This is a genomic window from Natrinema hispanicum, from assembly GCF_004217335.1.
Classification (GTDB): domain Archaea; phylum Halobacteriota; class Halobacteria; order Halobacteriales; family Natrialbaceae; genus Natrinema; species Natrinema hispanicum.
On sequence record NZ_SHMP01000004.1, the window covers coordinates 825,236 to 837,931 of the forward strand.

Sequence of the window (12,696 nt, forward strand, 5' to 3'; positions counted from 1 at the left end):
TCTGTATTGACCGTTCGGCGAGCAATCGGTGGGTAGGTGTGCGAACTGTTCTATGACATCCTCGTTTTAATCCAAAATATCGCCGATGCGGCGCGGCTCGCCCTGCAGGTTCGGCTGTTCGGCGACGATTTTCAGAACTTCGTGGTCAGTCACGTCATAGTAGGACTTCTCGGTGGCTTCCTCGACTAAGTCCCGCTCGAGGCGGAACTCGGTCCCTTCGTAGACGACATCGACACCGTCGTCGTCGAACGCGAGTGTAGTCATGACTGGCCGTACGCAACGGGAGTGTAAAAACGGGGCGACTGTCTGCGGCCGCCACTGCTCGCATTCGGCAGACACACGTCAGACGAACGGCCGACGACGCGCGACATTTATTAGGTGATATGTCCTTGTGACGTGAATGTGGCCTTCAGCAGGGATCCGCTCGACGAACTCATCGTTCCCGATGGAACGGAAACGCAAGAGCGCGACGTCGTTACCGACGGGGACGTCCTCGTCGGTGGGCGCTCGACCGTCGAGTTCGGGGTCCGCGGCCGGAACGTCTTCGCCGGCGAAGGGGCAGAATTCGGCGGCGCGATCGAGGCCGGCGGCGACTGTCGGCTCGACATGTGGTGTGATGTCGCCGAAAACGTCCTCGTCGGGCAGGACGCTTACATCGGCGAACGCGTCCACGTTGGCGGCAGACTGAAAGTCGCGGGCGATCTCGACATCGGTGACGACGTCGAAATCGAGGAGGGATTCGAGGCAAACGGCTGGATCGTCATCCGCAACCCGATGCCGACGATCGTTTTCCTGTTCGTCTATCTCAAACACCTGCTGTTGATCGGCGAGGACGACACCGCCCAGCAACTCGTCTCCGAACTCCTCGAGGACGACGCGGACGACGCCGACGCCGAACCGCTGGTGATCCCACAGAACGCGACCGTCGGCGACGACGCCTGGCGCGTCTCGACGCCCGCGACGATCGGCGACGACTGTCGCCTTCATGGGAACGTCCGCGCGGAGACGATCGACGTCGGAACGTCCTGCAATATCTTCGGGAGTCTCCGGGCACGCGGTGATATCTTCGTCGGTGACGGCACGCGAATTCACGGCGACGTCACCACCCGTAACGGCGACGTCGAGATCGGTGCCGACGCGCGCATCCTCGGTGACGTCTCCTGTGGCGATCTCGAGCTCGGTCCCGACGCCGAGGTCGACGGCACGATTCGCGCTGCCGGCGAGATCACGATGGGGACGACCGAACGCGAACAGGAATAAGACTGATCGGCCATTCCGATCGCACGCGGGTCACGGCGGCCCCTGTCGACGCTATTTTCCTGATATCGCTCGAGAGAAACCCGCTTCGTGGCCATTTCCTGCCAGCGATTTCCTCCCCTATTCTTAATACTGATACTATGATAGGGGGCCACAGACATGCGAATAGTAACCACACAGTTGCGGAGGGGACGATGAGATCGATCGTACTCACGAAAGGCGTCCCGGACTTCTCGGAAGGGGCCGTCTCGTTCGACGAAGACGGCCACCTAGAGCGGGGGAAGACGCCGACCGTGATGAACCCCAACGACGAGTTCGCGCTGCAGGCCGCACTGCAGACGAAAGTCCGCCACGGCGGCCACGTCACCGGAATGAGCATGGGGCCGCCGGGGTACGCCGAGGTCTTGCAGGGGGCGATGGAGACGGTCTACGCCGACGATACCTATCTGCTCTCAGATCGGGAACTGGCCGCCTCCGATACCTGGGCGACGGCGATCACGCTAAGCGCCGGCCTCGAGAAGTATCAGGAGGAAATTGCGGACGTCGATCTGGTCTTTGCTGGGTTCAAGACGGCAGACGGAGAGACCGGCCAGACCGGCCCGCAGACCTGCTGGGCGATGGACTGGCCGATTGTCACTCACGTCATCGCACTCGACATCGATCCCGACGAGCGGATGTTGCGTGCGAAACGGCTCGTCGAGGGCGATATCGACGAGGTCGAAACCGTGGAAGCGCCGTTGCCCTGTTTCGTCGTCACCGATCCCGAGTTCGAGCCGACATACCGGAAGGCCTCGCATCGACTAACACACAAGGAATTGCGAGCCGAAACCCAACAGCGAGCCGCGAACCACGACGACTACCTGACGATGTGGGATCACACCGACCTAAATCTCGATCCCGACTACATCGGGCTCGATGGGTCGCCGACGATCGTCTCGTCGGTCGATCCGATCCCCAAAGCGCCCTCCGAGCGAGAGGCGACGATGATCGACCCCGCCGAAGACGAGATAGCACCGGTTCTCGAGGAACTGCAGCCCCACGCCGCGGAGGCAGGTGACTGATATGCCAGCCATCGATCCGGACGACTACACCGTCGAGGAACTGACCGACGAACTCGAGACGATCGACGACGCTGACGACCTTCAGGCGATCTTCGAGGCCGAGCAAGCCGGCCAGGATCGGACGACGGCCCGCGAGGCGATCCAAGACCGGCTCGAGGAGATCGGTGCCGCCGACGGCGAACACGGCGATACCGAAGCAGGTGAAGCGGCGGCTACGGACGGAGGCGATGCGGATGACGAGTCGGAGCCGGAGGGCGAGGACGCCGAAGAAGACGATGACCTCTCACGTCCCACTCGGGACAAGAAACACGTCCGGGCGCTCGAAGACGGCGAATACGCGGATATGTGGGTCTTCTGTGAGACTCAGGGCGGCGAGTTGCTCGACGTCTCGACGGAGATGCTCGGCAAGGCCCGCGAGCTCATGGACGGCTTCGAGGAGGACTACGGCGACGACGAAGACGTCGTTGCCTTCCTGATGGGCGACGACTGTGAGGGGCTGGCCGAGGAGTGTATCGCCTACGGGGCAGATGTCGCGGTCTATCACGACGACGAGCGCCTCGAGCGATTCTTGCACAAACCCTACACCGAGATCGCGGCCCACATGGCCCGCGGGAAGGGGACCGTCGAGAGCACCGACTGGCGCGACTACGACGAGCCACGGTATATCCTGTTCCCCGCGACGAACAACGGGCGGGACCTCTCTGCGAAGGTCCAGGCCGAACTCGACTCCGGGCTGGCATCGGACTGTTCCGATCTGTTCATCGAGGCCGAAGAGGTGTCGAACCCGGTCAAGACCGGCGAGCCCGGCGTCAAGAAGACCTTCGAGAAGGTCCTGCATATGAAACGCCCGGACTTCTCGGGCTTCGAGTACTCGACGATTCTCTGTCTGGACAACCCTGGCCGAGAGTTCCATCCGCAGGGCTGTTCGGTCATTCCGGGCAGTTTCGAACCGATGGAACGCGACCCCGACCGCGAGGGACTGGTTGTCGAACACGATATGGACTTAGACGACGACTGGTTCCGCGTCGAAATCACCGACCACGACCGTCTCGAGGCCGGGATCGATCTCACCGGCCACGACGTGATCGTCTGTCTCGGGCGCGGGATCGCCGACGATCCGACCGAGGGGATGGAACTGGGCCTCGAGTTGGTCGATGCCTTCGACGACGCCGCACTCGGGATTACGCGGGGGATCGTTACGTCTTCCTACCAGTTCGAGGGTCACGTCGAGTCATACTCGAACGAGGAGCGCCAGATCGGCGAAACCGGCCAGGTCGTCGCACCAGACGTCTACATCGCCGCGGGCGTCTCGGGAGCGGTCCAGCACAAGGTCGGCATGGACGAATCCGACACGATCGTCGCGATCAACACCGACCCCGATGCCCGGATTCGAGACTTCAGCGATTACTTCATCGAGGGCGACCTCTTCGAGGTCCTGCCGCGGTTTGCGGAGGCCGTCGAATCGGGTGGGCTGGGCCTCGAGCCCGAGGCCGTTGCCGACGGAGGTGACGAGTGATGACGACCGAAACGGACGTCTACGAACACTACGAGGCTGTCGTCGTGGGCTGTGGCCCCGGCGGGGCTGCAGCGGCCTCCCGGCTGGCAGATCACGACATCGAGACACTTGTCCTCGAACGCGGCACGGAGGCGGGTGCGAAGAACGTCTCCGGTGGACTGATCTACGCCGAAGAGTCGGCTCCCTACACGATCGACGACCTCTTCGATGGCTTCCGCGAGCGCGCGTCCGAGCGGCCGGTCACGGACTATTACATCCACAACATCGCCGGCAACGCAGTCAAGACCTACGACCTGACCGACCTCCACGAGCACGACACCGACTGGTGTGACGCCGTATTGCGTCGGGAGATGGACTCCTGGCTCGAGCAACGGGTTCACGAGAAGACCAGCGAAACCGGCGGCGGCGTCCTGACGAACGTCCGCGTCGACGGCCTCCTCAGAGAAAACGGCGAAATCGTCGGTGTCACCTGCGACGAACTCGACCCGATCAAAGCGGACCTGATCGTCGCGGCCGACGGCGTCAACTCCGAACTCGCTCGCGAGGCGGGGCTGATGGACTGGGAGGAGCCCGACGAGTGGTTTCAGGGCGTCAAGGCCGTCGTCGATATGGACCCCGGCGCGATCGATGACCGGTTCGACATCGCGCCCGACGAGGGGGCCGCCCACCTGTTCTCGGGTGACCTCTTCAGTGACGTTCGCGGCGGTGGCTTCCTCTATACGAACGAGGATTCGCTGTCGATCGGGACCGTCTTCCACCTCGATAGCCTCGTCGAGCAGGAGGCCGAACCCCACGAGCTGCTCGACGCCCTGCTGACCCATCCGGTGTTAGCCGGCTGGTTCCAAAACGAGTACCACGAGCGCGAGTACGCGGCGAAACTCGTTCCCGACTCGAAGAAGGTCGCCCATCGCCGTCCCTACCGCGACCGGCTCGTCCTCGTCGGCGACGCCGCCGGCCAGATGCAGGCCCAGGGGCCGATCATCAAGGGGATGAACCACGCCGTCAGCGCGGGCGCGCTCGCGGCCGACGCCTTCGCTGTCACCCGCGGCAACCGCGATCCGGAAGCCGCTGGCCGGCGCTACACGAAACTGCTCAATGACTCCGGGACGATGGATAAGCTCCGGCCTCGACGGTACGAACTCAGCCGAAGCGTCAGCGAACACGACGCCGTGACGAACGCGGTCGAGCGAGTACTCGACTCGCCGCTTGGCTCGCTGGCCGTCGGCAATCCGATCGCCGATCGACTCCTCGAGCGGGCGTACAACTCGCCGTTTTTGGTCTCGATGTTGCCCGATACGAAGACCGGCTACGTCTCCCTGCCGACGCTGATCGCCGAGGAACACGGCAAGACGATCTACTGGGAGAGCGACATCGAGCCACCGTCTCTCGAGGAGCGCATCGGCGAACTCACGTACGACACCGACGTCGGCAATCCACACATCGAACTGCTTGACGAGTCCTACGAGGAAAGTGGTGCGGCTGTCACTGCCTGCCCGGTCAGCGCCGAGGACTTCGGCGGCGGCTGTTACCGGTCGGAAACGGTCAAGACCAACGGCACTGCGGAGACGCTGGTGAGCCTCGACACCCAGCCCTGCGTCGAGTGTGGAACCTGTGCGATTGTCGCCGACACCGAGTGGGAACACCCCCGCGGCGGCAAGGGCATCGAGTTCCGCGAGGGATAGTATGAGCCGGTATGGGCCGCAGATCGCCGCGCTCGCACGCCGCGCCGAACGCGAGCGAGCGGCGTTCGACGCGGTCGAGGTCACGGTGGGATCGGGCAGCGATCCGATTCCGGACGGCCCGACGAGTCCTGACAACGCCGTCGGCTACCTCCGAGCGGGCGCAGGGCAGGCCATCTGGCTCTACATCGAGGCCCGGACTGGCGGCCGGCTCGTGCCGTTCTCGGACGCCGAATTCACTGCCCTCGAGACCGCGATGAACCGCTGGCTCGAGTGTTACACGCGCTGTCACGGCGTCGCCCTCGAGGCCGAGTTTTCCGTTCGTGAGGCGGCAGAGCTGTTGCTCGAAACGCGAAACATCGTCGATACGGCACAGTTGTTGACCTGCGTTCCGGCTCGCCGTGCCCGCCAGCAACCAACGCAGTAACGCGGGGCGGGCACCCAGATTGTGAAATTATGATGCAAAGCTGTCATATACCTGCCCGTATTTGACTTCCACGCAGGCGACGGGTATTCGGCTATTCCCGTTGAGCGCAAAGCCAGCGTGATGGCACGAGACGATCGGTTATCCCGACGACGAATACTTCAGTTGACAGGTGTTGCCGCGTCGACGGCGTTTGTCGCAGGCTGTGGCGGCGATGGTGGCAACGGGAATGGGAACGGAAACGGTGATGGTGGCGGTGGCGTCGAAATCGAACCCGGGACGACGATCGACTTCAGCGGCCAGACGACCCACTGGGAGGGTCTCGCACCGTCCGCGATCGAGGGCGAACAGAATCCGGCACTCATGCTGCAGGAAGGCGAAGACTACACGATCGGCTGGTCGGAAGGTGATGGTGCCAACCACAACATGGAGATCCGCAATGCCGACGGCGAAGTAATCGACGACCTGACTACCGGTGATCCCGTCTCAGACCCCGGCGAAGGCCAGTACATCGACTTCACGGCAAGCAGCGATATGGCGACGTATAACTGCCAACCACACCCGCAGATGGAGGGTGAAGTTCAGATGGGTGGCGGTGGTGGCGGCGGTGGCGGCGGTGGTGGTGGCGGTAACGAGACCGGTAACGAAACTGGAAACGAAACCGGGAACGAAAGCAGCTAGCGCTTGAACTGCGCCGAGAACCGTTTTCGAACTGCTCGATACCAGTCCGTGAACGCCCGATCGTACGCGAGACGCGACCGGTAATCAGTAAATAAGTTCGTCGTCGTTTTCGACCATATACAGCGTCCGCGCGGCGATGTTGACCGTGTGATCGCCGACGCGCTCGAGGTCACGAATCGTCAAGAGAAGCCGTGACACGTCCTTGAGTAGCTGTTCGACCTCGTCGGCTGACTCGAGTTCGCGCTCGATGAGGTCACGGACGACGATCTCGCTTGCTCGTTCGGCGAAGTGGTCGAGTTCGTCGTCGCGGGCTGCCAGTTCGCGACAGGCGTCGGTGTCCTCGTCGTCGTAGGCGAGCATCGCGTCCTCGAGCATGTCGAGGGTCAGTTCGCCCATCTCTTGGACGTCGACATCGGGGAACAGATCGCGCTCGGCATCGAGCGTGTACTCCCCGAGGTTGGTCGCGAGATCGCCGATCCGTTCTAAGTCGGTAATGATCTTGAACGAGGCGGCGATAAAGCGCAGATCGCTCGCCACCGGCTGCTGGAGCGCGAGCAGGTCGATACAGTCCTGCTCGAGATCGAGGTACATGCGGTTGATCTCGCCGTCGCCTTCGATCACTTCGCGGGCGAGGTTCTCGTCTTTCTGTTCTAAGGCGTCCAGTCCCATGCGAAGCCGTTCCATGACGACCTCGCTCATGTAGAGCACGTCCTCACGGAGTTCCGTGAGCTTCTCCTGATATGATTGTCTGGCCATACCGTTTCACGGTGTCCGTTCCTGATAAAGGCTGTGTGCAGTCCCAATTTTGTCGATAACGGCGTGAGACACACCGACATGACACCCGTCTCGCTCGTCGATCTCCTCGGCCACGTCCATTCGGAGCGCATGCGCGAACCTCCCGTGATCGATCACGGAAGGATGCTACCGGAACCACTCGAGAACCGGTTGCGACGGAGGTCGGGGCAGCCGATATTCGATGTCGTGTTTCAATGCGAGCAACCCGCCGAGAATCATGGGAACTGCAACGGCTGATGTGAGCGAGTTCAGCAGCAACCAATCGACCGACAGACCATACAGCGTCTGATTGAGGGGTGCGAACAGTTGGACGCCACCGGAGAAGGCATCGAGGACGAGATGTGAACTGAACCCCATAGCAGCAGCCCACCGGGGGCCGAAATACGAGAGAAGGGCGACCACGATGACCCCGCCGAGAAGCGAGTGTGTGAGCCCCCGATGACTCCAGAGGGCACCGGCGACGTATCCGAGTTCGACCAGTGGCTGAAAGACGAACGTATCGCTGTCGGGAACGGTCGCGGCGAGTGCCGCAACGAGGTACGGCTCGGGACGTCTGGACCGACCCATCAGCATGATCAGTGCCAGCCCGACCAGGATGTGAACCCCAGTGGCGACCATCGTGTCCGATTCATGTGAGACCGAACAATAAACAGCATAGTTAGCAACCCACACACAACGCGTGCCATAACTGTCTCTGCACGGACTACGTTGGGATGAGAACACACAAGCGATTGCACGCAACGGGTCGAACGAAACTGCGAGTCGAACAGCGGTGACTATCCGAACTTGCCGGTGATGTAGTCTTCGACGCGTTGGCTCTCGGGGTTCTCGAAGATCTTGTCGGTATCGTCGAACTCGGCGAGTTCGCCCCCGGTCAGGAAGACCGCCGTCTTATCCGAGATCCGGGCGGCCTGTTGCATGTTGTGCGTGACGATAACGACGGTATACTCCTCGGACAACTCTTCGATCAGATCTTCGATCTTCGAGGTTGCGACCGGGTCCAGCGCCGACGCCGGCTCGTCCATCAGAAGCACGTCCGGATCGGGTGCGATCGCACGCGCGATACAGAGGCGCTGTTGTTGGCCACCGGAGAGGTCCAGTCCGCTCGAGTCGAGTTGGTCTTTGACCTCGTCCCAGAGCGCAGCGCGGCGGAGCGCCTTCTCGACGATCGCGTCATAATCGCCTTCGATCCCCTGGACGTCCAGGCCGTAGGCGACGTTGTCGTAGATACTCTTGGGGAAGGGATTTGGCGACTGGAAGACCATCCCGATCTTGCGCCGAAGGACGACTGGATCGACATCGTCGTCGTAGACGTTTTTCCCTTCGAAGTTCAACTCGCCCTCGATTCGCGCAGCGTCGACGAGGTCGTTCATCCGGTTGATACACCGGAGGAACGTCGATTTGCCACAACCGGACGGACCGATGATCGCCGTGACCTTCTCGGCCGGGATCTCGATGTCGACGCTCTGCAGCGCCTGCGTCTCGTCGTAGAACACGTCGAGGTCCTGGGATTCGATTACTGTCCGTGTTTCTCCCCCGGAGCCGCCCGACTGGCCGGTGTCGATCGACGAATCGACGAGCGGATCGCTCGTTTGATTCGATCCCTCGAGATCGGTCGATTGGCTATCAGTACGGCTGTCCGGGTTAGTCATTGAATCTTGTGTCATAGGTTACTCTCGCCGTTGATACTTGTTACGAATCAGGATTGCAGCGCCGTTCATGAGCAGGAGAACGACCAGTAGCGTGACAACGCCAGCTGCCAGCACACCGTGTCGGAACGCGGCGTCGATCTCGCCCGACCAGGTATAGATCTGGCGCGGCATTGCGCTGAACTTGTTCGTGAACGAACTCGGCGCGATGCGAACGACCGCTGGCGCGCCGATGATGAGCAGCGGTGCCGTCTCACCGATCGCTCGGCCCATCGCGAGGATGTTGCCGGTCATGATCCCCGGCAGTGCCTCCGGAAGGACAACGTTGCGAGTCGTCTGCCACTTGGTCGCGCCCATACCGTATGATGCCTGGCGCATCGAGTCAGGGACGGCACTGATCGCCTCTTGTGAGGAGATGATGACGATGGGGAGAATCAACAGTCCGACGGTGAAGCCGCCGACGAGGGCAGTTCCTGAGCCGAGCCCGCCCGCTCGGATGAACAGTGCGAGCCCGAGGACCCCGTAGACGACCGATGGGACACCAGCAAGGTTCCCGATGTTGACCTCAATCAGGTCGACGAGCCGGCCCCAGCGACCTCGTTGCGGGGCGTACTCCTCGAGATAGAGTGCAGCGCCGACGCCGATCGGGAACGCGGAGATGATGATTATGAGCAACATCATCACCGAGCCGACCAGCGGCGGATAGAAGCCAGCGTCTTCGGGCGTCCGCGAGGGGACGTTCGTCAGGAAGCCCCAGTCGAGCCACGGCGTCGGGCCGGCGAATCCGAGCGTGTCCGTGAGGACGGCGCTGGCGACGATCCCTCCGACAACGATCAGCGGGAACGCGAGCCCGGACACGCCGGCCCCACGGCGGATGACGCTCTCGACGTAGAGACTGACAGGGACGGCAGTGACCGTAACGAGCAGCATCCAGACGAACGGGGTGATACCGACGACGGGTGCAACGCCGAATCCTGCTGCCGCCCCGACGAGTGTCAGTGCCGCAGCGATCGCACCGTCACGGTCGTTTTCGCGCTGTCTGCGGACGAACAGGCCGACGACGACTGCGACCGGCACGACGAACGATCCCAGCAGCGCAATCGACTGTGTCGGCAACATCGGCAGCGAGAGGATGAGCTTCGGAATGAACCAGAGTGCGAGCGCTGGCACAGCCACGACGACCACGAGTCGCTCAATGTCGGCCTCTGTCCGAACGCGGCTGTGGGCGTACACGATCCCGCCGGCGACGGCAAGCGAGACGAGGATCGAGAGCCACTGATAGACGCTGACGACGTGTTCGAACGTAATGAACACTCCGCCGGTGAGCAGCAGCGAGACGACCGGCAAGCCAAGCGCGATGGTTGCCGTCTCGCCCGCTCTCGTATCACGCGTATAGTAGTAGCCGACCGCGGCGAGGGAGGGGACAACGACCGTCCCGATGGTGACGAGCAGCCACCCCATGTCCGCCGAAAGGGGCTGGAAAGCGTCGTTCGCGACGTACAGGAGAAGTACGAAGACGGACAACAAGGCCAGGAGGGTCGCGCTGAGACAGAGCGTCTTGAACGCCTGGCCACGGGCGCGGCTAACCGCCTTGCCCGTTCCGTACCACGTCCCGGTCTGCTGATCGGTCGCCATTATCGGTACACCTCCATGATCTCGTTGGTGTCACTCATTGGTACTCCTCCTGATAGCGTGATGCGACGTAATCGCTCGCGAGGTTCATCATGAACGTGATGACGAACAGCGTCAGTCCGAGCGCGAACATGCTCAGATACGTTGCCGAGCCGCCGGTCGCGTCACTGGTGACGGCGCTGACCATCCCCGCGGTCATCGGTTGGCCTGAACTGAGCAGGTTGTCGAGTGGGTTCGCGAAGTTGAACATCCGCGGTCGCAAGCCGGCGGCCATAACGACGATCATGGTTTCGCCAATCGCCCGCGAGAGCGCAAGGATGAACGACGAGAAGATGCCGGAGATGGCGGCCGGGATCACGATCCCGGTCGATACCTCGTACTTCGTCGCCCCCATCCCGTAGCCAGCTTGCCGGAGCGAATCCGGGACGGAACTCATCGCGTCTTCCGACAGCGACGAGACCATCGGGATGATCATGATCCCGACCATGATCGATGCGGACAGCAGATTGAACGTGCTGACGGGGATGCCGATCCACTGGAGCGCAGGCGTCAGATAGACGAGCGCCAGATAGCCGTAGACGACCGTCGGAATCCCGGCGAGAATCTCGAGCGACGGTTTTAGGATCGATCGCATTCGGTCGCTGGCGTACTCACTGAGGTAGACGGCGGCTGCGACGCCGGTTGGCACCGCGACGAGCGCCGAGACGAAGGTGATGGTCAGCGTCGCAGTCACGAGCGGCCAGACGCCGAAGGTCCCGCCGTCGGAGCGGGCAATCCACTCCGTTCCGGTAAAGAACCCAGCTACACTGGCGTCTTCTGTCATGAAGAACGCAATCGCGTCGGTAGCCAGCGTGTAGATGATCGCCGCTGTAACGAACACGGTCAGCGCGGCACAAGCGAACAGCAGCCACTTGTAGATGCGCTCTTTGACGACTTGACCTGACGATGCGCGTGTCAAGTCGACATCTATCGATCGTTCACTCATTTGTGGGGCGTAATTGACTTACCATGGTGAATCGTTCGATTCGCCGCGTCAGTTCGCTTCGCTCTCGAGTTTGTCGAGGTTCGACTGGGCCTGTTCTTCGCTTACGGGGACGTAGCCGACATCGGAGATGACGTCGGTCGAAGACTGCTCGATGTAGAACTCGACGAAGTCGTAGACTGCATCCTGCTGGAGTGCGTCCTTGTTAACGTAGATGTACAGCGGTCGCGCCATCGGATATGCGCCCGACTGGGCCGCGTCGATGCTCGGTGCGGTACACTCGCCGTCCTCGGTCTCGCGGATCTCGAGTGCTTTGAGTGCGTCCTGATTTTCTCGATAGTACGCGTAGCCGAAGTAGCCGATCGCGTTTTGAGTCGACGAGATGCCCTGCACGAGCTCGTTGTCGTTTTCGGTCTTCTCGTACTGCGTGACGTGGCTCCCGGCATCGCCGATGACGTTGGTATTGAACCAGTCGAAGGTTCCAGACGTCGACGGCGGGCCGAAACGTACGATCTCCTCATCGGGCCAGTCGGAGTTGACGTCGGCCCACGTTTCTGCGCCGCCCTCGCTCCAGATCTGAGCGAGTTCGTCGTAGGTCACACAGTCGACTGGCGAATCGTTGTGGACGGCCATCGTGACCGCGTCTTTCCCGATCTGGAACTCGATGGGGTCGACGCCGCTGTCGCTGCAGTCTTGGACCTCAGCATCCTTGATCGGTCGCGAAGCACCGTTGATATCGGAGTCGCCGGGACAGAAATTGTTGTTGAAGCCGCCACCGGTTCCAGTCGAGTCGGTGGTGACGCTTATACCGTCATTTTGCTCCATGAACTCTTCAGCGAGCCTGTCGGAGACCGGGAACACCGTACTACTTCCCGTGACGACGACACGCTCGTTCCCACCATTACCCGTGTTTTCGGTACAGCCAGCGATCGCGGCGGCACCCACTGCGCCCGTCGCGGCCAGGAACTTTCGTCGAGAAAACGAGCGACCCGAACGATCCATCTGGGTATCGGTCATCAG

13 protein-coding genes are annotated in these 12,696 nt (G+C 62.0%); 6 read left to right on the forward strand and 7 right to left on the reverse strand.

All coding sequences use genetic code 11. The features are described from left to right. Window positions 1-66: 66 nt before the first annotated feature. A complete protein-coding gene (locus BDK88_RS10925; protein ID WP_008014031.1) occupies window positions 67-264 on the reverse strand; it encodes a DUF5800 family protein in 198 nt (65 codons plus the stop codon). 138 nt (window positions 265-402) lie between these two features. Between BDK88_RS10925 and BDK88_RS10930 the strand changes: the two genes are divergently transcribed. The 6 genes from BDK88_RS10930 to BDK88_RS10955 all read left to right on the forward strand — a co-directional run bounded on the left by BDK88_RS10930 (window position 403) and on the right by BDK88_RS10955 (window position 6,618). Further along, window positions 403-1,260, forward strand: coding sequence for a polymer-forming cytoskeletal protein (locus tag BDK88_RS10930; RefSeq protein WP_130500405.1), 858 nt, complete (start codon window positions 403-405; stop codon window positions 1,258-1,260). Between the two features lie 191 nt (window positions 1,261-1,451). Then, a complete protein-coding gene (locus BDK88_RS10935) occupies window positions 1,452-2,318 on the forward strand; it encodes an electron transfer flavoprotein subunit beta/FixA family protein (protein WP_092932265.1) in 867 nt (288 codons plus the stop codon). Window position 2,319: 1 nt separating this feature from the next. Next, window positions 2,320-3,834: an electron transfer flavoprotein subunit alpha/FixB family protein gene (locus tag BDK88_RS10940; RefSeq protein ID WP_130500406.1), complete on the forward strand. Its 1,515-nt coding sequence runs from the start codon at window positions 2,320-2,322 to the stop codon at window positions 3,832-3,834. Next, complete coding sequence (locus tag BDK88_RS10945) at window positions 3,834-5,516, forward strand: FAD-dependent monooxygenase (protein WP_130500407.1); 1,683 nt, start codon at window positions 3,834-3,836, stop codon at window positions 5,514-5,516. The genes BDK88_RS10940 and BDK88_RS10945 overlap by 1 nt, the downstream gene beginning before the upstream one ends. 1 nt (window position 5,517) lies before the next feature. Then, window positions 5,518-5,940, forward strand: a complete 423-nt coding sequence (locus BDK88_RS10950; RefSeq protein WP_130500408.1) for a hypothetical protein — start codon at window positions 5,518-5,520, stop codon at window positions 5,938-5,940. Window positions 5,941-6,093: 153 nt separating this feature from the next. Continuing rightward, window positions 6,094-6,618 (forward strand): plastocyanin/azurin family copper-binding protein, encoded by a 525-nt coding sequence (locus BDK88_RS10955; protein WP_130500632.1) that lies wholly within the window; start codon window positions 6,094-6,096, stop codon window positions 6,616-6,618. A gap of 84 nt (window positions 6,619-6,702) precedes the next feature. Here the strand turns inward: BDK88_RS10955 and phoU are convergent, their stop codons facing one another. The 6 genes from phoU to BDK88_RS10985 all read right to left on the reverse strand — a co-directional run bounded on the left by phoU (window position 6,703) and on the right by BDK88_RS10985 (window position 12,693). Next, window positions 6,703-7,374: a phosphate signaling complex protein PhoU gene (gene phoU / locus BDK88_RS10960; protein ID WP_130500409.1), complete on the reverse strand. Its 672-nt coding sequence runs from the start codon at window positions 7,372-7,374 to the stop codon at window positions 6,703-6,705. 165 nt (window positions 7,375-7,539) lie between these two features. After that, window positions 7,540-8,031 carry a metal-dependent hydrolase gene (locus BDK88_RS10965; protein ID WP_130500410.1) on the reverse strand — a complete coding sequence of 164 codons (492 nt, stop codon included), beginning with the start codon at window positions 8,029-8,031 and terminating at the stop codon, window positions 7,540-7,542. 158 nt (window positions 8,032-8,189) lie between these two features. Further along, entirely contained in the window at window positions 8,190-9,080 is an 891-nt protein-coding gene (gene pstB / locus BDK88_RS10970; protein ID WP_130500411.1) for a phosphate ABC transporter ATP-binding protein PstB, read from the reverse strand. Between the two features lie 3 nt (window positions 9,081-9,083). Then, window positions 9,084-10,697 carry a phosphate ABC transporter permease PstA gene (pstA, locus tag BDK88_RS10975; protein WP_130500412.1) on the reverse strand — a complete coding sequence of 538 codons (1,614 nt, stop codon included), beginning with the start codon at window positions 10,695-10,697 and terminating at the stop codon, window positions 9,084-9,086. 34 nt (window positions 10,698-10,731) lie between these two features. Next, window positions 10,732-11,679 (reverse strand): phosphate ABC transporter permease subunit PstC, encoded by a 948-nt coding sequence (gene pstC / locus BDK88_RS10980; protein ID WP_130500413.1) that lies wholly within the window; start codon window positions 11,677-11,679, stop codon window positions 10,732-10,734. 48 nt (window positions 11,680-11,727) lie between these two features. Then, the gene (locus BDK88_RS10985; RefSeq protein ID WP_130500414.1) at window positions 11,728-12,693 is read right to left on the reverse strand and encodes a phosphate ABC transporter substrate-binding protein PstS family protein; all 966 of its coding nucleotides are present in this window, start codon (window positions 12,691-12,693) and stop codon (window positions 11,728-11,730) included. Between the last annotated feature and the right edge of the window lie 3 nt (window positions 12,694-12,696).

Bases quoted from the DNA above. Each gene is read 5' to 3' on its own strand.
- BDK88_RS10925 (WP_008014031.1), bottom strand. From the start codon at position 264: ATGACTACACTCGCGTTCGACGACGACGGTGTCGATGTCGTCTACGAA.
- BDK88_RS10935 (WP_092932265.1), top strand. From the start codon at position 1,452: ATGAGATCGATCGTACTCACGAAAGGCGTCCCGGACTTCTCGGAAGGG.
- BDK88_RS10940 (WP_130500406.1), top strand. From the start codon at position 2,320: ATGCCAGCCATCGATCCGGACGACTACACCGTCGAGGAACTGACCGAC.
- BDK88_RS10945 (WP_130500407.1), top strand. From the start codon at position 3,834: ATGACGACCGAAACGGACGTCTACGAACACTACGAGGCTGTCGTCGTG.
- BDK88_RS10950 (WP_130500408.1), top strand. From the start codon at position 5,518: ATGAGCCGGTATGGGCCGCAGATCGCCGCGCTCGCACGCCGCGCCGAA.
- phoU (WP_130500409.1), bottom strand. From the start codon at position 7,374: ATGGCCAGACAATCATATCAGGAGAAGCTCACGGAACTCCGTGAGGAC.
- BDK88_RS10965 (WP_130500410.1), bottom strand. From the start codon at position 8,031: ATGGTCGCCACTGGGGTTCACATCCTGGTCGGGCTGGCACTGATCATG.
- pstB (WP_130500411.1), bottom strand. From the start codon at position 9,080: ATGACACAAGATTCAATGACTAACCCGGACAGCCGTACTGATAGCCAA.
- pstA (WP_130500412.1), bottom strand. From the start codon at position 10,697: ATGGCGACCGATCAGCAGACCGGGACGTGGTACGGAACGGGCAAGGCG.
- pstC (WP_130500413.1), bottom strand. From the start codon at position 11,679: ATGAGTGAACGATCGATAGATGTCGACTTGACACGCGCATCGTCAGGT.
- BDK88_RS10985 (WP_130500414.1), bottom strand. From the start codon at position 12,693: ATGACCGATACCCAGATGGATCGTTCGGGTCGCTCGTTTTCTCGACGA.